Source organism: Candidatus Cytomitobacter primus (assembly GCF_008189405.1).
Lineage (GTDB): Bacteria > Pseudomonadota > Alphaproteobacteria > CAJXXZ01 > 1604HC > Cytomitobacter > Cytomitobacter primus.
On record NZ_CP043316.1, the window covers coordinates 547916 to 571931 of the forward strand.

Here is a 24016-nt window from a genome sequence, read left to right on the forward strand (position 1 = left end):
ACAATTAATCAAAATGACAGCCTATCAAATACGCAAAAAAGATGGGATTCATCTTATTAATTCATTGAAAATTAAATATTTATATCACATTATAAGGTATGACTTTAGCTTGTAATGCCGGATGTGTAAATTGTAGCTTTGGAATAGCTCCATCTGACTTAACTATTTTACCTGTAAAAAGAGTGAACGCTTCAAAACAGCCAGCCGCAACAATATTGGATAATGTCCCTATATTAAATGTTAAACCATTTGGAATGTGCATGACTCCATCAAATCCAGCTGTTGCATCAATTATTGCATCAAGCTTAGGAACTGTAACTCAAGCACCATGCATCCCTGCTATAGTTGCTCCATGGGTTGCTGGGAAACCAAACGTTTCAATTGGAGGAACTCCAGCTTTGAACAATCAATCAACAGCATTTTGTATATGGGGAGGAATAATCAGCTTTATTTACCCTGGACAAGTAACTGTACAAACTTAACTATATATGTAGTGTATAAATCAAACTGTACAAACAAAAATCTATATAATCAGCAAATAATAAATTATATGAAAGCATAAGTAGTAATTTGCATAAGAATCTAAACTGCAAGTTACACATGCCTAATAATATAATGATCAATAGGCTTGACTTAAAAATACAAATAAGCTGTATAATCTTAAAACATAGATTAAAAAAATCTTTATTTATACTGTGAAAATCATAATCAGATATTGCTTTTGGATAATTTGATTAGTATGATTAGTTTGATTGGGGTATAGCCAAGCGGCAAGGCAACGGGTTTTGATCTCGTGATCCTAGGTTCGAATCCTAGTACCCCAGTCGACTAACAAACAATGGGCATAAATATATAGAATAATTAATTCATAATGCGTTTTCTAAATAAAATGATGTAGTTAACCATATGAACCTAATATCACTATTTTATTTTGCAAAAATTAACTATTTCAAGAAATATATGATATCTATCATGACAATGTTTTGCAGTGCATCTGATGTTGAAAAAACAATAAGCATCCAAAGAATATTAGCTCTATTTTAATGAGCATTATAATTTGAGATGCATATAAATGGCATCAGCAATCTACGATTGTAGGATACTGATCTCTCGGTATTCAAAATTTACAACATAATGATTTATATAAAGTACAAAATTCCATATAATGAATTTAATGAGCATTATAATTTTGGATACTGATCTCTCGGTATTCAAAATTTACAACATAATGATTTATATAAAGTACAAAATTCCATATAATGAATTTAATGAGCATTATAATTTTGGATACTGATCTCTCGGTATTCAAAATTTACAACATAATGATTTATATAAAGTACAAAATTCCATATAATGAATTTAATGAGCATTATAATTTTGGATACTGAAACAACTGGACTAAACAATAAAGAAGATAGAATTGTTGAAATTGGATGTGTAGAATTGCATAATTCCGAATATACTGGACGCAAATTACATTTATATATTAACCCAGAAAAAGAAATGTGTGAGACAGTACAAAAAGTACATGGCATTACAAATGCATTCCTAAAAAATAAACCATTATTCAAAGATATATATAAAGAGTTTCTAGATTTTGTGAAAGATTCAACGATTGTTGCACATAATGCAAAGTTTGATATGGGATTTTTAAATGCTGAACTAGATAGGCAAAAACAGCCAAAATTGAGTAATAAAGTAATAGATACCTTAGCCACAGCAAGAAAAATGTTTCCTGGATCACCAGCAAACTTAAATGCACTGGCCAAACGATTCAATATATCACTTCATGAAAGAACATTACATGGTGCTTTAATTGATGCTAAAATTTTATCCAAAGTATATCTAGCGCTTTATCAGCCAAAACAAGAATCACTGTTTTCTACAAATGAAAAAACTGTTGTGAAAAAGTCAAAACAAAATAATTATAAAATCCAATTATCAGATGAAGAAATTAATGCACACAATCAGATAATGAATGAATTAAAAGGATAACAATGAATTTAGGAAAAAATACTTTTTTTATACAAACGAATGATGATCTTAGTAATTTTGAAAAAGAAATCAATAAAAACCCAACAGTTATATATTTTGATACAGAGTTTTACAGACGCAATACTTACTGGTCTCAACTATGCTTAATGCAAATCAAAGTTGACAATAAAATAGCGATGATTGATACGCAGAATGTGAATATCAAAGGTACATTTATTGCAGATCTATTTGCAAACAGTGCAATATTAAAAGTATGCCATGCTTGTGAACAAGATCTAAGTGTATTAAAACACGCAGAAATCCCTATAGAAAATTGCTTTGATACACAGATTGGGGCTGCATTTTGTAAAATGGGCTATGGATTATCGTATCAAACTTTAGTATCTAAATTACTTGATATTGAATTAAACAAATCGTATCAAGATGCATTATGGAACAAAAGACCTCTGACAGATGAAATGCTATCTTATGCTAAAAATGATGTGCTTCACTTAGACCAAATATTCAACAAATTGTATGTGCAATTAGATAAAACAAATAGAGTGCATTGGGTTCAAGAAGAAGTATCAAGCATTAAACATAACCCAAAGAAAAAACCTATGTTACATTTATGGAGAGATAAGTTAGCTCAAGAGAAAAATTTACCACCTTCATGGATATTAAATAATAAAACATTACATGCACTAGCTTCTGAAACAAATATAGCAAAAATAAAACAAATGCTACCTAATAAATTACAGTGTTATACTCAGGATGTTTTAGATATGATAAATGCTGCACCAAAATATAAAGACTTAATCGACACCAATTTACACAATATATTATCCATACTGATTAAGATAATTGCAGAATCTGAAAATATTCCAGCAAGCTGGTTATGTAATGCTGAAAATATACGATTTATTTGCAGTAATAAAAAAATGCCTTACAAATTTGGATGGAGATATGACATCTTACAAAATAATGTTCATGCATTGCTAAATGGGAAAATCGGCATATTCTACATTGATAATAAACTATGCATTATAGATTTATAATATGCTCAGCATGCTCAACTTATAAAGTATGATTTTTATCATAAAACATTGTTCTTTGTGGATGTCGAAAATCAATAACGGAACTCCAAGGAGCATTTGCAGGTAAAGTTAGGTAACGAACAATACACTGCTCCATATTATTATCCATACATTTTATTTTTACATTATTATTAATAATAATATCAAATCTTAATTCTCTCATACGCTCGATTTCTGTAATATAATCTGCAAATTCTGGATACTTCAATAATTTATTCAAAACATCTCTCATTTCATGCTCAACAAATGTACCACGAAATTTAATTCTGGAAATTGGGTAATTCTGCTTAGGAATATGAGATTTTGGAAGCTTCTTCCCATTAATATTAATATAATAATTGTAGCTATATTCAAATATTGGAATCTCTTCCTCAAGAAAAACAACAATTTCATTAGGCCATATTTTCCTTATTATACAATCTCTGACCCAATGTAGTTTGAGGATATTTTTCTTTGTTTTATTTATATCAAAATTGTACATATTCGTAGAGTTAACAGATTTTTTAATATCATCATAATTAGTCACAATATTACCAAATACAGTAATCGTATTAATTTTGTGCATTTTTAACTGTTTTGCATAAAACAAAAATGTAAATATTAATATAGTAATAGTGATAATAATCCTAAATTTACTCTTCATAAATACATTTTATCTTTTATCTTCTCGAAATTATAGCGTAATTTAGCTTGTATTCATATTTTTCAATTCATGGTACAAATTGAGTGAGTAAACGTGTATGTTATACAAATTAAATGGGTTGATATTATATAAAATAAATAGGTATATATTAGGCGCACTAAATGAGTGGTTATACATGTATAAAATTGAAGAAAGAAAATATGTATAATTTAAATTCAAATCAGGAATTAGCTGTTAAATGCAGGAAAAATTTGCTCATTGTAGCTGGTGCTGGTACAGGAAAAACCAAAACACTAGTAAGTAAAATTTCATATTATATTGAGCAAGGGTTCATTCTACCACATCAGGTAATTGCCACAACTTTTACCAACAAGGCAGCTCATGAAATGAAGAAAAGATTAGAGGATAACTTAGGCAATCTGGCATCCATGATTTCGATTGGAACATTTCATAAATTATCCTTAAATATCGTACAAGAAAATGCAGAAATACTAGGTTTTAAAAGCGTACAAGTATTACCTTATGATGATCAATTGCAATTAATCAGGAAAATCATTGGACATATGAAATACAAAGCATTAAAACCAAGCCAATTATTAGAAATGTTACAACGTGCTAAAGAAAAAGATGTATTTGATGGCTTAGGATTAATTGAACGTGATATCTTAGATATTTACCAAAAAAGATTAAAAGATATGAATGCTGTGGATTTCGCAGATCTTCTAGCAAACACAATAAAATTATGGGAAGCTAACCCTGAAATCTTAGAAAAATATAGAGAACAGTATAAATTAATTTGCATTGATGAATATCAAGATATTAATGAAGCTCAACACCGATGGCTCAAATTATTATGTGGAGATAACAACCAAATTTGTTGTGTTGGAGATCCTGATCAAGCTATTTATGCATTCCGTGGATCAGATATAAAGTATATTTTAAGTTTTCATGATGAGTTTAAAAATTCAGAAAAAGTTATATTGGATCAAAATTACAGATCAACAGATAAGATCATTCATAATGCTAACTCACTAATCAAACACAATAAAAGCAGAATAGAGAAAAATTTAATTGCGAACACTACATCACACCGTAATGTTGATGTATTTATTGGGATGCATGAGCGAGAAGAAAGTGTAGAGATTTGCAAATTAATTGCAAAAGAGAAATCTGAAAATCCTAATGCGACAATTGCAGTTTTATTTAGAACTTCAAGCCAAATGGACTCAATGGAAGAGAGTTTATTAAATGCGAATATTAAATATTCAATTGTTGGATCTATTCAATTGCTAGATAGAGCTGAGGTAAAGGATATTATTTCATATGTAAGGTTCTTTGCAAACACAAATGATTTGATGGCTTTTAATAGGTTGATGCAAGCGCCAAAAAGTGGAATAGGGCAAACTACTTTAGATAAAATTGGAAATGCAGATGGAGATAGCGTTAAAGAGAAAATTGAAAATCTGCAAAGCAGTTTGAATGCTGGAACTTATCAAAAGCTACAAGATATCATGGGCAAGTGGGATAAATGGCGTACACTTAATTTGGAGTTTCCTGTATTAATGGAGAAAATCGTACATGAATCTGGTTTGTTTGAATCGCTAGAAAAGCATAGACAAGAAAATATTGTAAGATGGCTTGATTCGATTACAGATTTTAAGAATGCAGAAGAATATGTCAATTATGTTTTATGGAGTAATATTAAATCTGATGATGATAATGATGTGCAATTAATGACTGTACATGCAGCTAAAGGGTTAGAATTTGATGTTGTATTTCTACCTGGATGGGAAGAAGGGTTATTTCCACATATTAGATCAAGAGCAAACACAGAAGAAGAGCGAAGATTAGCATACGTTGCATTAACACGAGCAAAGTCTTACTTGGCTATTTCCTATGCACAAAGCAGAATGCAACATGGCCGATATGCATCTGCAATTCCATCAAGATTTTTACGTGAATTAGATTCAAAAACTATTGTGTTCAAATCTTTCAAACAAAAAGGAATGATTGGTAAAAAAGTATTTCATGATGTTTTTGGATATGGAATTGTAGAGGAGACTGGGGCCAATCATGCTCAAATAGCCTTTGGAAGCACTGTGAAAGTAGTGCCCCTAGATAGTCTAATAGAATGCCAATAATCAGTTGGCGTGATTAAACATCAATTTATAGCAATATATCAAAAATACTAGCTATCATAAATTGTGCGTAGAAAACAACCACACAAGAATATTCAAAGTAAATTTTTACTACACTTTTCATGATATATAATCCATTGCTTTCGCTTTACTCCACCAGCATATCCTCCAAGGTTCCCGTTATGATTAACAATACGATGACATGGAATAATTATAGAGAACTTATTTGCACTATTTGCATTAGCTACTGCCCTAAATGCTTTACTATTCCCTACAGCTTTTGCCTGCTCCAAATAACTTCGTGTTTGTCCATATGGGATATCCATTAATGCATGCCATGCCTTTTTTTGAAAATCACTACCAACCAAATGGATCGGAGTTTTGAATTCCTGCAACTTTCCATCAAAATATAATGCAAGTTCTTTCTGAATCATATCAATATGATCTGTTCCTCCTAGTACAATAGTCGCCTTCTTATCTATAATTAACTTCTCAATTGCTCTTCCCATACTACGCTGACTAACAAATTTCAATAAATGCAAACCATCATTATCGCTAATAGCACACATTGCCCCAAGCTTAGTATCAATAAAACATGCATTTAACATCGCAGCATTATTGCCAATATTCAATCCATTAGCTCTACTCTTGAAAAAATTATCTGCATAAGAAATATTGCATAGGTTATCATCATTAGTATTGCGAAAATCCTCTATATCACCAATAATACTGTCACCTTTCTTCACTATATCATCGCTTCCTTGCATTGGTGCAAATGTATCTTTCATACATTTTGCATATTCAATAAATAAATCCCTATGATCTTTTGTATAATTAGAAGATTTTGCTACATATTTCTCGTCAGGCCTTTTTACAATCACTACCATTCCATACATTTAATTGATTAGGCATATTAAAGCAATGTATATTTTTCATTACAATACAAATTGCATTATAATTATGAGCAAACATACAAAATTGACCGTATGAATAATGCTCAAAACTGCAACCTGCCTTGACTTTTGATACAAAATGCATCATAAATCATGAAAATGTAACGGGGGATCCAATGAAAAATTCGTTTATACTAGCATTTGTAGCTTTACAAATCTCATCAGGGGGAGATAATACTCCTCCATCGGACACATTGCTCAATCCTCTTGCAAGTATTGCAGGAACACAGAAAGTCACGGTGCATAAAGCAGGGCTATATGAAAATGACTCTCAAACACTAGATAGGCATGATTTGAAAGATCTAAATTTATGCGAAACCTCTGAATGTTTAGCCCAAAGCTTAAGTTGCTCATCGCTCAAAATGTACAAAGCAGATTCAGATACAATGTCCTCTACGAGTGGATTCCATACGTTTGATATAGAGAGCAGTACCTATCAGTCGAAATATGAAGAATATGCAAAGTCCATATCAGATATATTTACTGCTTCATATGAAAAACATAACGATGTTGGCATAGATATATCTTGCGATGAAGACACAAAATTATCAGCTGCATATATGTATTATACTCAATATTTAAAAGATATGTATGATAGAGTAACTGAAGATCTTGAATTAGATATATTGAAAATAGGTCAGCAGTTCCGCAAAATAATAAAAGAACCTCAAAGCCTAATACAAAAAAATGAACAATTAAACCGTATTGCTATATATAATGATGAGGTCAATACATTTAAGAATTTTGTACATATACAGTCAGAATTACTGATAAGAGAGCAATTAATCAATTATGAAAAACTATCATATCAAGAATTAATAATGCGCATACAAATCGTGAATAGCGCTCAAAGTTTTGCGAACTGTGCTACATTACAACAAGCAGAATTTGTTCAAGCATTCAATATTCAAAAAGAACAGAATCAATTTATGTCAATACTGTATATCGTAATGAATGAAGAAAAAATGAGAATCATAGTGAATCAAGAAAAAAATCAGGATTTTGTTTTTATAGAAAATGAATTTAAGTTAGCAAACACACAAGAAATGCATACAAGAAATACAAATAGTATGATTATGAAAATGATGAATATGCTTACTTATAAAGACAGGCAGATTGCACAATTATCTGATAAACTTACTGAACAGCACAAGTTCATACAATTTAATGAAAGTGAGATTGACAAACATAAAAAACAATTAGAAATTACGAATCAACAAATTGCAGAATCTAGAGATGAATTTGATGAAAAATTACAAGAAATGGAAAATCATAATGCTCAGGAAATCACAGCATTGAAAGAAGCAAATACTGCTCTACAAAAAGAACTCACTAAACAATCAGAGTTAACAGAGCAAATACGACCTAAAGGGGATTTAAGCATTAATGCTACGAATATACATATAAGTAATTGTGATGTAAAGGATCTTAAACATATGCCTGTGGGAAGTTTGCAAATTGTTGCAAATGATTTATCTATACTATTGCACAATGGAAATTCAGTGATTTATGCTAAATAATTCTTAAATTCAATCATGATGATTTAAAATATACGCATACAATTCGTAATATATTTACAAAAGAATTTGAAAATTGACAACCTATAGAGTTTATTAAATCACAATAAATCATAAATGTGATTACGCTTTTGATCTGCACTACAATGTAAGATTTTTAATTATTTTCACTCAAAGTATAATAGCACCCACATTCACAATTCACGTAAAAACAGCAAACATTCCAAGAAAAATCACTTCAAGCAAATTCTAATAATATGCCCATCTGGGTCTGCAATAACGAAAGTACGACCATATGGTTCAGTAATTGGCTCTTGCACAACTTTAGCACCAACTTCATTTTTACATGTTTCAAAAAATCGATTGACATCATCCTCAGATGGTAACATGATCCCAATTTCAGAATATCTTGGAGTATCTGCATCAGGCTTTTTCATAGAGCATATCGCAAAAATCGCTTCTCCTCCTGCAGAAAATGCTACGTAATTATCCATCTCGGTCACTGGCTTTGCATTAAATAATTTCGTATAAAATGCTGCAGAATCCTTGATATCTGATACATAAACTAGCTGTAAATTTGGTTTGGGTGATATTGTCATAAAAACTCCTATCAATCACAAGATACCACTAATAAATTTTATGTCAAACTCAATGAGAATTAATATATCAATGTTATACTCAGCTAAATGCAAAACATGTTCAATTAATTTTCATAAATGCATAATTCTGCATATTTAAAACATGCCAAATTAGGAATACTAGCACCAATTGTGGTAAATAGGATATGTACATAGAGCAGAATGATTACAGCCTCTTTCTTTGCCCAGAATTTGAAATTCACTGACGTGGAATATGAATGCCTACTATAGTGAGCATAGCGAATCTATAGCATGGAAGGAACAAAATGCATTTAATTTCTAATAAGCAAAGATTATATGTGTAAGAAATTAGATATCAGGTTAGGCATGAAGCATGAATGCCTACTATAGTGAACAAAGTGAACCTATAGCATGGAAGGAACAAAATGCATTTAATTTCTAATAAGCAAAGATTATATGTGTAAGAAATTAGATATCAGGAAGGGAAGGGATTCGAACCCTCGATACGTTTAACCGTATACATGCTTTCCAAGCAGGCGCCTTCAGCCACTCGGCCACCCTTCCTAATCAATCGGGGCGAGAAGATTCGAACTTCCGACCCCCTGCTCCCAAAGCAGATGCGCTACCAGACTGCGCTACGCCCCGATGAATAAATAGTACAATACCTCTATATAAAACACAATATTCACCCTAAAGAACACACTAAACATATCAAACTTCCCCACCATACTGTAGAATATTATTATGCTAAATTCTTATCACAAAGGCATGTTTTACGAATTATTATCAATTTTGATCCTATCTATTAGAGGTCATAGAATTCTGAAATGGCGTTGCAAAACTCCTGTAGGTGAGATCGATATTATTTCTAAAAAAGGGAAGCATATTTTTATCAATGAAGTAAAATACCGCAAAAACATCGAAGATGCATATCATTTTATAAACCCAAAGTACCAGAATAGACTAGAAAAAACATATTATTGGTGGCTATATAATAATTCAAAATTTGAATCTCTGGAACCACAATTCAAGTATATTTTTTGGCATAAAATGTTTAGAATGAAGTATATATGACAAAATGGCACTTAATAACTGATGGTTCATGCTTAGGTAATCCTGGAAAGGGTGGATGGGCATTTATTCTTACAAATGAAGAAATAGAAACTATCAAATCTGGATATGAAGAAACAACAACAAATAATCGTATGGAATTGCAAGCATTAATTAGTGGATTAAAACTTTTTGCATCTAAATATGATAACCCATTAACAGTGACGATGGATAGCCAATATATTTTGAATGGGATTAAATCTTGGATGGCAAATTGGAAGAAGAACAATTGGAAAACAAGCGCAAAGACTGCAGTAAAAAACCAAGATTTGTGGCAAGAATTAGATAAAACTATGAACAATATGAAATTAAGTTTTAATTGGACTAGAGGGCATAATGGGCATATTCTACATGACAGAGTTGATGTCATTGCTAGATGTGCTGCAACCCAGCATGCACGATGTCAATGTGCATAAAATAAATAATGCAAAACAACTATAACAATTAATTACAAAATTTGAATATAATAATAATTTGTGAATCTGATAAAATCTTATAATAAACTTTACAGCATGTTATCTTGTAATTCTCAATTTCACTTAACATGATATAACAGTTTTATTTATAAATTTACTCAAATATCATAGTTATTGATGAGCTTCTATTACCTGCTCATAGCCATAAAATCAGACTCACAAACCAACACATCATTTACAAATCCAGATCCAGAAAATTGGAAAATAGATCTTCTTTTTGATTTTTGTTTAACAATAAACTTCACATTATCACCTGGTTCGACAGACTTCCTGAATTTCGCTTTTTCAATTGACATGAATGCAACTCCACTTGGAATCTCTTCCTCATCATGTTTATAGGAATAGGCCACACACAATGTAGCAAGCTGAGCCATTGCTTCTATTAAAATCACACCTGGAACTACTGGATGATCTGGAAAGTGACCAGCAAAGAAATGTTCGTTAATAGTAAAACATTTATGCCCAATAGCAAACTCCCAAACTTTCACTTCTTCTATTTTATCTAAAAACAAAAATGGAAATCTATGAGGAATTAAATTTTGTATTTGCGCAGTATTAAATAGCATTATTTATCATCTTTATTTAATTCTTGAATGATTTGATCTGTAACATTTGTTACAAATGCATTATCTTTCGAAAATGCAACAACTGATGCAACAGAAATTATAATCATATTTGAATTTTTATTTGTTATTTTCTCTGACTCTTTAATAACTTTTTGCTGAAATTTTTCAATTATATTATTTTTTAATGAATTCATTTCTTCACTTTTAGCTTCAACCTCTTTTTGGAAAGATTCTTGCTGTTTGATCAATTGATTTTTTGATTCTTTCAATGCATTCTTTTCAGAATCGTTTTTTGCCAATTCTTGTTTCTTTTTCAATGCTTCAAACTCACTATTTAGTTTGTTTTGTTTCTCTTGCCACTCTTTACTATACTCTGAATTAAGCCTAGTTAGTTTTTGCTTCAATTCTCTGATCATATTTGATGAAGATGCAATTTTATCCATATCGATCATCGCAATTTTGATATTATTCGACTTAACATTTGTCTCAGCATTTGCAAATAAAGCAAATGATACACAACACATTATGATTTTAAATAACATAATTCCTCCTTATAATACATTAATCTAAACTTGCCCACATTAAAAGAACTTTCTATAAAAAATTCTAACTTAAGATTATCTTAAAAATCCAACATTCAGTGTATTAAACGCATTTAAAGGTGATTTTGATCCAAGAAGTGGATAGTTTAAGGAAATTCCTAGTCCAAACATTCCTAATTTAAACTCTAATCCAGCTCCACATGATGCAACTGCTTTATACCTATTTTGCACTATATCTGCTGTATTATGATCCCATCCCCTTATATTACATAATTCTCTTGGAACTTTTTGTGATTCCAACCCACAGTCCCATAAGCTTCCTACGTCAAGAAATGCGAACCATTTAGATTGAAATGCTTTTGGCAAAATAAATGGAGCAGTAAATGTTGCGCTAGCACTAACAAACCTTTTTCCACCTAAAGTATTAAATCTCAAAGTATCTCTTGGCCCATGATGATCAAACCCCCTTACATTTGCAGATTTAAAATTATCAAACCAGCTATAATTATTTATCGGGATTATACTTCCTCCAGAAACTTTAATCACAAAATTATATTGATCTGTGAAGTTTCTTGTAAATTGCATAGATGCTATATTTTTTAGGAAATTTGAAGTTCCAATATTTAATGAAGTGCCTAATTTAGCATTTAATACATTCTTATCATCATAGCTAGTAACTGAAAAAATGTAATTGCAATTTAATGCAACCTGATTCTTCCATTGACCAAATTTCTTTACGTTTTTATCAAAAAAGCGAGTTATTCCAATTCCTGTAGCATGAACATCTTTAGAATTTTTGATATATTTTACGTCATCTTCAATTGCAATATGCTTTACACTTGGTGCTATTGCCAATGATATCCCATGATTTTTATTAGAATATTGAATACCTGCACGCAAATCAGACCCTCTTGTTTTTGTTAATACAACTTGATTATTTTCATTCCAATATTCTACTTTATTGTCTGCATCATCTGCATTTAACCCATTAGGATTTGATTCTTTTGCAAGACTATCCGCATCAAGTTTTTTAGGAGCTAATTTGATATTATAATACTTATCATTATTTACATTATTAGTTTTGTTCAATATGCCTGAGTGCTTCATTCTTTGTGCAATCACTTGATATTGATTAGATACCTTATCAGACCATGTATTAAAATTAATCATATTCTCTTTAAAGCTACTATCTGCTTTTGCTGGCAAGAAAAACAAATCTCCACCAACAAATAAGTGCAGTGGTTTTCCATTAATGAATCTTTCCTCTATCTCAGCTCCTAATGTTCTAGCATCACGAGATAAAGATAAATCTATTTGTACATTTTTACCTAGACCTAAGAAATTAATATCTTTATATCCAATTGCAAATTCATATTCCATTCTTTTCTGGAAACTTGCGCTTAATTTAAAAAGTATTGTTCCAGTTTTAGCTTCTTTATAATCTAATATTAAATCTACTAACCCATCATACTCTTCAGGAACAATTGAAACATTCTCACAAAATCCAGATAACATTATATTTTTCTTACTTGCAAATATATTTCTATCAGATAAAATATCACCTGGCTCTATAGCCATTCTTTTCAAGATTGCATTTTTATGTGTTCGTGTATTTCCATTAATAAATATATTATTTACTATTTTAGGTTGTGTTTTTGAAGTATGAAATTCTACATTTGCGTAACCTTTCTCCTTTATAATCTCATATCTAACTTTGTAATTATAATACCCTGAATCATGTAGCTTATCCTCTATAATAGCTTTGGCTTTTTTGATTTTCTCTTCTGAAAATACCATGCCTTTACTGATAATATCATGAATATCAATTTTTACAGGAGTGAATACTGCTATATTCTTAAATTTATACTGCACTCCCTCTTCTAAGTTCACGACTAACACTTTATCATTATTAATCAATTCAATACTTATAGAAGTGATTTTAAAATCTAAATAACCTAGATTATGGGCGTATTTCTCAAGCTGAATCTCACTTTGCTCAATAGAAGAAACACTAATACTTGTTTGTGTAAAAAGACCTAATACCGTTTTATTTTTTTTTGCTAAACTATTATACAAATCATCTTTATGAAACTCTTTATTCCCAATAAATATTGCTTTTTGAACTAATTTTGGCTTCTTAACTGTAATGATAAATTTCAAGTTTATGCTGCCGTTCTCTTCATATGAATAGGACTTTACATCTACATATGCTGTTTCTTCAAACATTTGGTAAGTAGTACGCAATAAAGCTTCAGTTGATTTAATTGTTTGTGGTGAAATAAAGTTTCTTTTTTTCAGCCCTGTAACAGCTTCCCAATTTTCATTTAATGATACAGAATTTTCAACTTTATAAGTAACTTTCTTCAATATTGGAAATTCTTCAACCTTCACATGCCATACGCCTTTTTTCTTTATTACATCAATCTTTTTAAAATAATTCTGCTCACTTAGAATTGATATAATATTATCTTTATCTATATCATGTATGGAATTTAATAAGGATTTAATCACATCTGTGGAAATTCGTTTATTTCCTTCAATGATATATTCTCGATCAGTAAGATGACTCTTCTCGTGTAATTCATTACTTATATCTGGTTTGGCAAATTCATGATTTATGGTTGATTTAGAAGGTTCACACTTCACGTAAGAAGCTGCAATTAAGTAACTAAATAAAATTGATAATAAAATAGAATTCATCAAAACATACCTTTAAAAAATGGACTTATATCTTTAAACATTACGAATATCATAATTGCAAAAGCAATATACATAGTAATCCCTGAAAATACTCGCGCAAACCTTGGGCTAATTAGATTTAGCACTTCATGCAAAATTCTACCTCCATCTAGTGGTAAGATTGGCATAAGATTTATCACCCCTAATCCTATAGATAAGATAATTAACCAATTCAAAATATCAGCAAAATGATGATTCGCAATTATATTTTTAGTAGCTTTAATAACACTTACAGGGCCATTTAATTTCAGTGACATATTCTTAATAGAACGAATCAAGTGGCTTGCTGTTTTAATAAATAAATTCACAGAATATTTGATAGAACAAATAATAGATTTTACCAATCCAATTCTATTATATGACAAAGTTTCTTTAACCTGTTTGATATTATCACTCATCACGAAAGAATTATCTTTTAATATGATTTTATACATTTTTTGATTGCTATTCGATTCCAAACTAATTGAGCCAATATAGACTTCTTCAATCGCAGATATCTCATTATTATTCAAATACATTTTATTAGCAGGTTGACCAAAGTAATATAAAGATATAAATGATATGAAAATTGAGAAAATTAGGTTCCCAATTGGTCCTCCCAAATATAAAAACACTTTAGGGAAGAATCGTAGATTCTGCTCTTCACATTGAATATATCCACCTAATGGAAGCAGCTTTATAACCCACTTTGTTTGTCTTTTATCTACATATGAAATAATATTAGGCCCAAAACCAATAGAAAACTCCTTAACTTGAGCTCCATTCAATCGAGCTATAAAATAATGACCTAATTCATGAAATATTACTATGATACCTATTACAGACACTGTTAATATTAAATTTAATATATTTAAATGCATATTTCATTTTAGCTAATAAATAAATTCAGAGCAATGAACGCTGTAAAATAACACTTAGGCTAATAGTATTAACATTACATCAATAAATCATGCTTCATGAAAAGAAAATGTATGTAATAATTAAAATAAAATTTACCTTTACAGATTATTTTTCTTGTTAAGCTATGATTAATAATAAGATAGAAAATTCTTTTTTGATGAATTGTTTCCAAGAATTTATAAATGAAGTATTAAAGTTTCGTGAATTAGTATTGTTTAATAAAACAAGCTCAAATGCTAAAGAAATACAGGAGACGTTAATCAGGTTTATTATTTATAAACGAGATTTAGCAATAGAAGAGGGCACATTAATAGAAGCAGGATATCATGAAACTTCATATATTATGGCTGTATTTGCAGATGAAATCTTCATCAATCTAGATTGGGTTCATAAAGATGATTGGAAGAAAAATAATTTAGAGACTCAAGTATTTGATACGCATATAGGTGGTAGAAAATTATTTGAGAATATTGATCGTTTCTTGGACTCTAATGCAACTTATAAATATGATATAGGAAGTGCATACTTGTTTTGCTTAGGTTTAGGTTTCCGTGGAAAATACAGAGGAATAGATGATCATAATACTATACAAAATTATAAAAATAAATTATTTGATATAATCAACAACTATGAATCTAATGTGAATGACAATAGCTTATTCCCACAGGCTAAACAACATACAATTGTAAAGATCTCTACAGCAAGAATGAGCAGTTATAAAGTATGGTCCATGATCCTTGGGATTACAGTGCTAATTTATGCAAGCTTCAGCTATCTTGTATGGTATAGATCTGTCAAAGAAATATCTACATTAATCGATATTAGCCAAAAAGATATAGAGAGTATTAAAAATGGATAACTTATTAACTACATTTATTATTAGCATGGTATCTGCATCAACATTCATGCTTTTAAATAAATCATATGTGAAAATGCCAAAAATAATTGCTTTTTTACGTAAGCATATCAAAAGCTTTGCAAAGTATGTTGCAAATTTATTCAGATTCGAAGCAGTATTTGATGATAGAATAAATAAATCATTTGACCATAATATGCATATTTTGTACTCATTTTTAGGTAGTGAAAATTTCAAATATAAGCTCCCATTTATAATGGTTATTGGATCTGAAAGATCTGGAAAATCTGCCATAATTAATAGCTTGAAATTAGAGCGTACAATTGATGATCTAACTGAAAAAAATGAATTTTGTAATTGGTCATTTTTCAATGATGCTGTATTTCTTGAGATGCATAGTGCATTATTTTCATCAGGAGATTCATATGTATCCTCAGATGCAAGTAATTGGAATAAATTATTAAACACACTATCTTACCATAGACCTGAACGACCAATTGATAGCTTAGTTCTAACTATTTCTATAGAAGATATTCTTGATCACTCTATTAATTTAAGCAATATTGCAGAGCATTATTATATCAAACTATGGAAAATGCAAAAAACATTCAAAGTGAATTTTCCTATTTATGTTGTCTTTACTCATACAGATTTGATTCCAGGATTTTCACACTTTGTGCATGCTATACAAGAAACCCTACAAGATGACATATTCGGATGGTCTAATCCACATTCAGTTAATGCAATTGAAAATATAGAATTTATAGAAGATGGAATTGATCAAATTATTAATCGATTAATGTTAATACAACAAGAAATCATGGCAAAAGAAATATCTTCAGAAAATGGAATGTTCGTCTTTCCATTTGAAATACATAAACTCAAGCAAAGATTATCAGAATTTATGTACTATATTTTTAAAAGAAATTCACTACACGATCATTTTATGTTACGAGGCATTTATTTCACTGGATCATCAAAGCACAATGCATATGTAAACCATGAATTCTCACAATCATTACAAAGTGTAGAGTTTGGATCGATTGTTAAAGCATCTTCATTGCATACTTCAGATGATATATTATTTACTACTAATTTATTTACAGATAAGATATTCAAAGAAAAAGGACTTACTTTCCCATTATCTGGAAATATACTTAATAATTCTGCGAAAGTTAGAATGCTACAATATTTAGTTGGCTCTGTAATAATAGGTGGAATTGTAAGCCTAATCCACTATGATTTGAGAATGAACAAAGTAAAATCTGAATTAAAGCATAATATTTCTAATATTCGATTATCAATTCATAATGCAAAATTAATATATAAAGGGTCATATGATGAGTTAGATAATGCAATATTTGAAGAGCAGTCTATTAAAATAATTAATGCCATGAAGCAAATACACCCTAAAGATTTATTTTCATACTCTATGCCACCATCCTGGTTTTCTTCGATCCAAAGCAGGTTGAACACTCTATTAGGCAGAGCATATAATACTGTTGTTTTCAGATTTATTATGAATAAATTTAATAATGATCTGAAAATGCTTGTATCTGATTACACTAATGATAAAATATCATACAAAAAGAATTTTCACCCATTACATTCCCGTGAATTCATTGCACTAAATTCATATATCACTAAAATTGCTAAATTAGAAAATATACACTATAAAATCAAACGAGTCCCACATCTAAGAAATATTAATGATGTAATATATATAATGAAGCATCTCCTAAATATAGATGTGAGCAAGAGCCTTATACATAATAAGCGTGTATTCCAAAATGCATTAAAACATGTGCAAGTTGATATTCACTCATTTGATTCATACAAGAAAAATATTCGCATTAAATCTACAGGATTATTTGATAAATTTATAAATCATGCATTAGAATATGATAAAGTAATTCCTAATATTACAAAAATAGAAAGTATTCTAGAGCGTATTGAGCAAAAAGAGAATTACGATATAGAATCATTAACTTCTTATTTTAATCAACTAACATCTGTATTTAACAAACAAGATTTGCTGTGGATATCTAGCAATAAATCCAAATTTGGTGAACAAATAAACCACATGCTATATAAAGCGCAGGATAGTAATGTTTTAGGCCTTAAAATTGCACAAAACATGAAAGAAAAAATTGAATTAAAGATTAAACAGCTAAAGCAAAAAGTAGTCAAACATAGACTACCTATGATTGGTGTAATATTTCAAGATAATGATAATGGACAATTAGATTTTTCTAAAGATTTTGCAGAATTCCAAGGAATGCTTAATTTACTTGCTGGACAAAGTTTTATGAAAAACACTGATTATAAGATCAATCCTGACCTAAAAAGTAATATAGTTAAATGGAATTTACTCAAACTGGCAGAAATTGTAAAAATAATTAATGAGTTCAATAAATTCTCCAGCCATAAGATTCTGTATAAGCATGAAAAAATCACACATGCCATGGCAATGGTCACATGCAGTAGTGTCATTAAAAATATTAAATATAACCTAGTCAGTAGCCAAAGCCAATTTGATAATCTTGAATCTGATAATACTTTATTATCTAATATTCATCAAAACCTTGATGAAGCAAACAAATATCTCATTAAAATTTTATTATTTGTCAAAAACCGAAACTCTAATCTATTTACAGAGCTAAAAAATGTTTTACAAAAGCAAAATATATTATTCTTAGAAAAGTTAGATCAATTACTACAAAAGAAAGATTTATATAATATTTCTAACTCTGATCTATATTTAAATGGCACAAAAGAAGATATCCAAGAATACATTGCAAAACAGCAGGAACAAATTAAATACCTATCAGAACTTTCTATACCTTCTGTACAAATACTAAGCAAAATCTCAGATATAGGATTAAAAATCTACTCTCCTATATTAAATAAATGGTCTGAAATCAATGATGCAGTAGTAAGAAGCAAGGAAGGAAAAAGCAATCAAATCAAATCAATAGAGACACTGATAATTACGTCTATTTTGAATAAGAAAAACTGTGATTATATGATTGCAGATCTTGATCAAAATAGTACAAGCTATTTCGAAAGGAAAAAACATAGCATATTACTTTCTATGAGTAAAAAATGCTTATTTGATAATTATAATACAATCAAAGTTCAATATAGAAAAATTGTACAATATTTTAATCAGTATATGGCACACAGATTTCCATTTAATAAGAGCGCTAATGTAGAGATCACACCTGAAGAAGCTAAGCAATTCTTAGCAATTTGGAATGAGAAATCAATGAATTTAGATCTACTATCACATTACTTGAAACCGAACCATGCATGGATTGCTTTCCTTAAACGAACACAAAGTATAATCCCATGGCTAGAATCCATGATAGATGGCAAAAAACATCCAGGGTCATTTATGGTAACTCTGAGGACAAATCGTGATCAAGAAAAACTTGGAGATCACATTGCTATTTGGGACCTAAAATTCGGAGATAAAACCATTCACATGAATATGGACCCACAAGAGATTGAACTTAAAAACTACAATATGCACAATATCTTGCGCTTATCTAAGGAAAGTAAGCACTCATTCGAAAATGGAAAATCCTATGAAGTTAAATATAATGGTTTCTTTGGAATCGTAAAATTAATAAATAAATTCTGTGCAAATCACTGCAAACAAAATAAACAGCTTAGATTGAGCATTCCACTACTAAGTGAAAATAGTAATTTAACTGTATGGTGTGATATTGAGCTAAAAGGGAAGCTAAAAGAATGGCCAACTTTCCCTAAGCAAGCCCCTAATTTCCCTAAAAGCGAGGTAAAATTATGCATCAATTAATTGAAATCAAAAATGCACTCACTAATCCAATAGCAAACATAAGAAATTCCAATATATTTGTACAGCTAGAGACACTAGTTGAGCAACACAGCGATGATCTTCCTAAAGGGGATTGGTCTATATCTAATGATAAAAAAGATTGGACTAAAATATCTACACTTTGCTTAGAAATATTAGTTAATAATAGTAAAGATATACAAGTCATAATATGGCTTATTGAGGCAAATATTCATTTACGTAAAGATGTAAAAGAATCATTTGAGATTCTTGAATATATTATTGATAATCACTGGGATATCCAAGATAAAGACTTCGCATATAAGGCTTTTACTAACTTTGATAAAACATTAAATATAATGCTTCCTCAGTATTTTGCTTTATATAAAAATGACAATATCTATTACACTCTTGCAAGTTTCATACAGAATAAATCCATGACTGATTTTGAGAAGCTTACCACTCAGGAATACGAGTATTCGCTGGAATTAGCAAATATTATCCAATCTCTCAAAGAAAAAGCAAGTGCAAAGATGGATAATAATATGATGGCTAAATCCATTACTATTACACAGAATTTTATTCAGAAAGTTAGGAATATCATGCAGAATCAACATATACAAAATGATTCTATAAAACAAAATATAGAAACAGAATCTAACAATATAAACACGCATAATATTACATCACGCGAACAAGCATACCAAATGATTCAGGAAATAATGCTATATTTGAAAACTCATGATCCACATAGTGCAACTCCATATTTATTGCAAAAAGCATATGAGTGGGAGAAAAAATCATTTGTAGATATCATGAATGACTTTAATGACCCTGTTATCATTCAAAAAATATTTCAATAGACATATATCAGAATTATAAGATGTAACCACACACTTACATTAAGTATAAAGTAATCATATAATCATAATCTGTAAAGCCTTAGAATGCTTATTTCAGGTAGGTTTTCCTGCAAAATCTCTTGTTATTTAGGTGTAAATGTAACATAATAAGTCAATTTATAAGGGAGATATATGAAGAATCTAAGAATTTTATCACTGGTATTATGCTTATCAGTTATGGCAAATGGCCCAGAATTAACGGAATGCACAAGTAAGTTTGCATATTGTTTGAAGAGTCCTGGTCTCGCAACAGAAGATGCTGTGCAAACCAATCAAATGGAAAAATATACTCAAGCAATTTATGATGAGTATAATCAATATGCATTAAGCATTATTCCAAGCTTGGAAGGCAAGAAGTTAAATGTAATTAATATGATGCAAATAGGATATGAAACAAACGAAGATGATGCAGAAGAACGAGCAGAATATATTAATGATTTAAATGAAGGATCACTGGAAGAATTATATGAAGGATTAACAGAAATTGAAGAACACACTATTCTGCGATACGTTTATGAATCTCGTCCTTACATAATGAAGCAGAGTGCTCGCTATGCGGAGTTAGCAGATGCGTATGGTAATTATGACATGGATGGGGATGTATTCAAAAATGCTGTGTATCTTGCTGACAGGTCTCAAAATGGAACATTAGAAGTTGATTGGGACTTAGAATCAGATAGGTTGGAAGCTCATAGTTTGTACTACAATTCAATATATGAGTACAACCTAGAAAATCCAGGATTATCGATGCTGAGCGATAAAGCGGAAGCAGCAAAGGTTAATGCAACTATTTTACAATCCCTATCAAAAGACAAGGAACATTTTACAAACATTGCAAAGCATATTGCGTTAAAGAAGATGGCAGTTGAGGCGGCAAAAGGCTTGGAGAAATTTAAAATCATGCTTGATGAGGTTGTTAGACAGGATGCATCTTGGAATGTAATTAGAACTGTCAAGGTAGGGAATGCTATGCAAAAGCATTTTAAGGAGGCTGATAAGTATGTTAGCTGCCAATCATGGATTCAAGTAACAGATGAAGGAAGTGGCATTGGAACTTATAGAACTATTTTTGGAAGTAAAGATAGAATAAAATTTGCTGAGATCATAGATTTATTTAATACAGATAGAGCAAAATGCAAAGAAACTGTTTTGTGTAGATTTAGCAAAGGTTTAGAAAACTATAATAATGATTTTAATAGATTATTGCTATACCCAGATTTCAACATAAGATTTGATCAATTAACTGAGATGACTGTTAATGCACTAGAGGATATGTTAAATGCAATTATTAGGAGTAAGCTTTATTATAAAGTTGGAAATGGAGGAGGAGACCGAAAATTCCAAGCATATTATCCCGGGGAGGAGCGTAGAGGTGACGTTGAGTTTTTCAAGAAGGATTATGCTGACTGGTATGCAAAATCTGATGGAGACAAGGCTGTTACAGCATTAAGAAAAGAAGAAGCTGCTAAGCTTGCGAAGGAACGTGATCATGAGGATTATATCGTACACTTGTTTGACAGAGCAGAGGAATTGCTGAATGGATACGAAGGTGATAAGGACATGATGGGAGAGATCTTTGGAAACTTCTTGTTCTTAAGATGGGCAGAATACAAGGAGAATGCTAGAGGGCGAGACTTCATGAACAGTGCAAAGGATGCATTAGAGGGCATGTTAAAACTGGAATCTTCAGACATTGAAAAACTAAATGCAATCTCAAACGAAAAAATCAAATCCCTGCAATAATATGTCTGTATTAATCCATAAACTTAACAAACCTATATAAGATTAAGGAATTAATATATTTGATTTCCTACTTAAAGCTCATTTATGGAAGTTAAATATAGTAGTTTTCAGATTATTTATTTTCAGAGCATATGCAAGTATTATCATGAAATTATATAAAACAAGAAAATATTATTATGCATTCCCTAAGCTGTTAAGATGAAGTTGCTTTATAATGGAGTGAAAATCATAGCTCTCGTGAAATAAATACTTATCTTATGGAATGAGTTAGTTACATTAGGCAAAACTCAGTCTATAATCTTTTAATGTACCGAGTCCTTTCTCAGCAAATCACTAAAAAATATAAGTTTACTGTAGAAATATTGTGCACGGCTGATACTGCCACATCATTCTAATATGGTGAATTATATATATTAGAAAAGATAAAGAAAATTCTAAGTTAAATTAAAAAAACATTCAAAATCATCTGAATATTATTTGCTATAATTATAAAATCAATAAGCGAAAATCATGCATAAGCAAACTTCTAATAAAAACATTAATTGAAAGGGGAATTATAAAAGTTTTGAAGCATTATGCTTTGAGTTATAAATATATGGTTTGTATGATTTAACAAATATGCAAATGAAGAAAATCAAAACATATCATAGCATGGAAGAAATCAGCCATAGGATAACAAACAAAATCACATAATAACTTACAAATGCAAAAATCTAATCTACTAGCTATTTAGATAAATTGGATTTTAGATTATTTTGTTGTTTCATTATCAGATTGCTTTGACTCTGATTTATCTGATTTTGGTTTATCTTCAGATTGAGCATCGTTTTGTTCAATGCTTTTTCTTGAAACAATTATGTTCCATTTTCTTTCCATTCTAATAATGAAGAAAGGAAGTTTTTTATTTCTCATGGTTTGCAATATATTGGAAGACTTTCCACCTATTGATCTAAATTCAATTTGACTTGAAGGAAGAAATGCTTTCACACCCCACGGAAGTAAAGCAACTATAAACCCACCACGTACTTTTTCTATAATAGTTCCTTCAACCAATTTTTTGCTTTGAAAAATATCTTCTAATTCTTTCCAAGATCTAATATGGTTAACTTTAGAAAAACTAACTACTAAAGATCCATTAGAATCTTCGTGTTTTTCGATCCAAACTGAAATCAAATCTCCAAGATTAGGAACCTCTCCAAATCCATTAATTTTGAATTCGTTTATATCTATTTTACCTTCGGCTTTAATGCCAATATTAACCCATACATAATCTTTAGTAATGCTACTTACTGTAGCTTGAACTATGCTTTTTTCTCTGGGCATAGAAGATAACTTAGTCAGTTCTGACATTGCACTTACGTGTTCTGATTTAACCTCTACTATTTGATCGTATTTTGTTTGCTTTGGTTTTAAACTATGCATGTCAACATTATATTCCAAC

At 30.1% G+C, this 24016-nt stretch carries 19 protein-coding genes and 3 tRNA genes; 12 read left to right on the forward strand and 10 right to left on the reverse strand.

Going from position 1 to position 24016, the window contains the following annotated elements; genetic code table 11:
- Window positions 1–98 precede the first annotated feature (98 nt).
- The 4 genes from FZC34_RS02475 (at window position 99) to FZC34_RS02490 (ending at window position 3032) form a co-directional block, all read left to right on the forward strand.
- Window positions 99–482, forward strand: coding sequence for a DUF4280 domain-containing protein (locus FZC34_RS02475; protein WP_148971879.1), 384 nt, complete (start codon window positions 99–101; stop codon window positions 480–482).
- Window positions 483–753: 271 nt separating this feature from the next.
- Window positions 754–824, forward strand: a tRNA-Gln gene (locus FZC34_RS02480).
- Window positions 825–1362: 538 nt separating this feature from the next.
- Complete coding sequence (gene dnaQ / locus FZC34_RS02485) at window positions 1363–1995, forward strand: DNA polymerase III subunit epsilon (RefSeq protein WP_187440026.1); 633 nt, start codon at window positions 1363–1365, stop codon at window positions 1993–1995.
- A 2-nt stretch (window positions 1996–1997) separates the two neighbouring features.
- Window positions 1998–3032, forward strand: coding sequence for a ribonuclease D (locus FZC34_RS02490; RefSeq protein WP_148971881.1), 1035 nt, complete (start codon window positions 1998–2000; stop codon window positions 3030–3032).
- Window positions 3033–3051: 19 nt separating this feature from the next.
- Here the strand turns inward: FZC34_RS02490 and FZC34_RS02495 are convergent, their stop codons facing one another.
- Complete coding sequence (locus tag FZC34_RS02495; RefSeq protein ID WP_148971882.1) at window positions 3052–3714, reverse strand: cell division protein FtsQ/DivIB; 663 nt, start codon at window positions 3712–3714, stop codon at window positions 3052–3054.
- 161 nt (window positions 3715–3875) lie between these two features.
- Here FZC34_RS02495 and FZC34_RS02500 point away from each other — a divergent pair, with 161 nt between their 5' ends.
- Complete coding sequence (locus tag FZC34_RS02500) at window positions 3876–5855, forward strand: ATP-dependent helicase (RefSeq protein ID WP_148971883.1); 1980 nt, start codon at window positions 3876–3878, stop codon at window positions 5853–5855.
- A 92-nt stretch (window positions 5856–5947) separates the two neighbouring features.
- Here the strand turns inward: FZC34_RS02500 and FZC34_RS02835 are convergent, their stop codons facing one another.
- Window positions 5948–6748 (reverse strand): methylated-DNA--[protein]-cysteine S-methyltransferase, encoded by an 801-nt coding sequence (locus FZC34_RS02835; RefSeq protein WP_222884919.1) that lies wholly within the window; start codon window positions 6746–6748, stop codon window positions 5948–5950.
- Between the two features lie 173 nt (window positions 6749–6921).
- On the opposite strand from FZC34_RS02835, the gene FZC34_RS02510 reads away from it, so the two are divergent.
- Entirely contained in the window at window positions 6922–8325 is a 1404-nt protein-coding gene (locus FZC34_RS02510) for a hypothetical protein (RefSeq protein ID WP_148971884.1), read from the forward strand.
- Between the two features lie 230 nt (window positions 8326–8555).
- Here FZC34_RS02510 and FZC34_RS02515 read toward each other — a convergent pair whose 3' ends face one another.
- The 3 genes from FZC34_RS02515 to FZC34_RS02525 all read right to left on the reverse strand — a co-directional run bounded on the left by FZC34_RS02515 (window position 8556) and on the right by FZC34_RS02525 (window position 9566).
- Window positions 8556–8921, reverse strand: a complete 366-nt coding sequence (locus FZC34_RS02515; RefSeq protein WP_148971885.1) for a VOC family protein — start codon at window positions 8919–8921, stop codon at window positions 8556–8558.
- Between the two features lie 477 nt (window positions 8922–9398).
- Window positions 9399–9485: transfer RNA gene (locus tag FZC34_RS02520), tRNA-Ser, on the reverse strand.
- Window positions 9486–9492: 7 nt separating this feature from the next.
- Window positions 9493–9566, reverse strand: a tRNA-Pro gene (locus FZC34_RS02525).
- 99 nt (window positions 9567–9665) lie between these two features.
- On the opposite strand from FZC34_RS02525, the gene FZC34_RS02530 reads away from it, so the two are divergent.
- Window positions 9666–9995 (forward strand): YraN family protein, encoded by a 330-nt coding sequence (locus tag FZC34_RS02530; RefSeq protein ID WP_148971886.1) that lies wholly within the window; start codon window positions 9666–9668, stop codon window positions 9993–9995.
- Window positions 9992–10447, forward strand: coding sequence for a ribonuclease HI (rnhA, locus tag FZC34_RS02535; RefSeq protein ID WP_148971887.1), 456 nt, complete (start codon window positions 9992–9994; stop codon window positions 10445–10447). Before FZC34_RS02530 ends, rnhA begins: the two co-directional genes overlap by 4 nt.
- 188 nt (window positions 10448–10635) lie before the next feature.
- Here the strand turns inward: rnhA and fabZ are convergent, their stop codons facing one another.
- The 4 genes from fabZ to FZC34_RS02555 all read right to left on the reverse strand — a co-directional run bounded on the left by fabZ (window position 10636) and on the right by FZC34_RS02555 (window position 15214).
- On the reverse strand, window positions 10636–11073 hold the full coding sequence (gene fabZ, locus FZC34_RS02540; protein ID WP_148971888.1) for a 3-hydroxyacyl-ACP dehydratase FabZ: 438 nt from the start codon (window positions 11071–11073) through the stop codon (window positions 10636–10638).
- A complete protein-coding gene (locus tag FZC34_RS02545; RefSeq protein ID WP_148971889.1) occupies window positions 11073–11615 on the reverse strand; it encodes an OmpH family outer membrane protein in 543 nt (180 codons plus the stop codon). The genes fabZ and FZC34_RS02545 overlap by 1 nt, the downstream gene beginning before the upstream one ends.
- Window positions 11616–11690: 75 nt before the next feature.
- Window positions 11691–14315: a BamA/OMP85 family outer membrane protein gene (locus FZC34_RS02550; RefSeq protein WP_148971890.1), complete on the reverse strand. Its 2625-nt coding sequence runs from the start codon at window positions 14313–14315 to the stop codon at window positions 11691–11693.
- On the reverse strand, window positions 14315–15214 hold the full coding sequence (locus FZC34_RS02555; RefSeq protein ID WP_148971891.1) for a M50 family metallopeptidase: 900 nt from the start codon (window positions 15212–15214) through the stop codon (window positions 14315–14317). Before FZC34_RS02555 ends, FZC34_RS02550 begins: the two co-directional genes overlap by 1 nt.
- A gap of 164 nt (window positions 15215–15378) precedes the next feature.
- On the opposite strand from FZC34_RS02555, the gene FZC34_RS02560 reads away from it, so the two are divergent.
- From FZC34_RS02560 to FZC34_RS02575, 4 genes are all read left to right on the forward strand, one after another.
- Window positions 15379–16113 (forward strand): DotU family type IV/VI secretion system protein, encoded by a 735-nt coding sequence (locus tag FZC34_RS02560; RefSeq protein ID WP_148971892.1) that lies wholly within the window; start codon window positions 15379–15381, stop codon window positions 16111–16113.
- Between the two features lie 25 nt (window positions 16114–16138).
- A complete protein-coding gene (locus FZC34_RS02565) occupies window positions 16139–19933 on the forward strand; it encodes a type VI secretion protein IcmF/TssM N-terminal domain-containing protein (protein ID WP_187440028.1) in 3795 nt (1264 codons plus the stop codon).
- Window positions 19921–20793 (forward strand): type VI secretion system protein TssA, encoded by an 873-nt coding sequence (locus tag FZC34_RS02570; protein ID WP_148971894.1) that lies wholly within the window; start codon window positions 19921–19923, stop codon window positions 20791–20793. The genes FZC34_RS02565 and FZC34_RS02570 overlap by 13 nt, the downstream gene beginning before the upstream one ends.
- Before the next feature lie 171 nt (window positions 20794–20964).
- Window positions 20965–22575, forward strand: coding sequence for a hypothetical protein (locus tag FZC34_RS02575; RefSeq protein WP_148971895.1), 1611 nt, complete (start codon window positions 20965–20967; stop codon window positions 22573–22575).
- Between the two features lie 750 nt (window positions 22576–23325).
- Here FZC34_RS02575 and FZC34_RS02580 read toward each other — a convergent pair.
- The gene (locus FZC34_RS02580) at window positions 23326–23997 is read right to left on the reverse strand and encodes a S1 RNA-binding domain-containing protein (protein WP_148971896.1); all 672 of its coding nucleotides are present in this window, start codon (window positions 23995–23997) and stop codon (window positions 23326–23328) included.
- Between the last annotated feature and the right edge of the window lie 19 nt (window positions 23998–24016).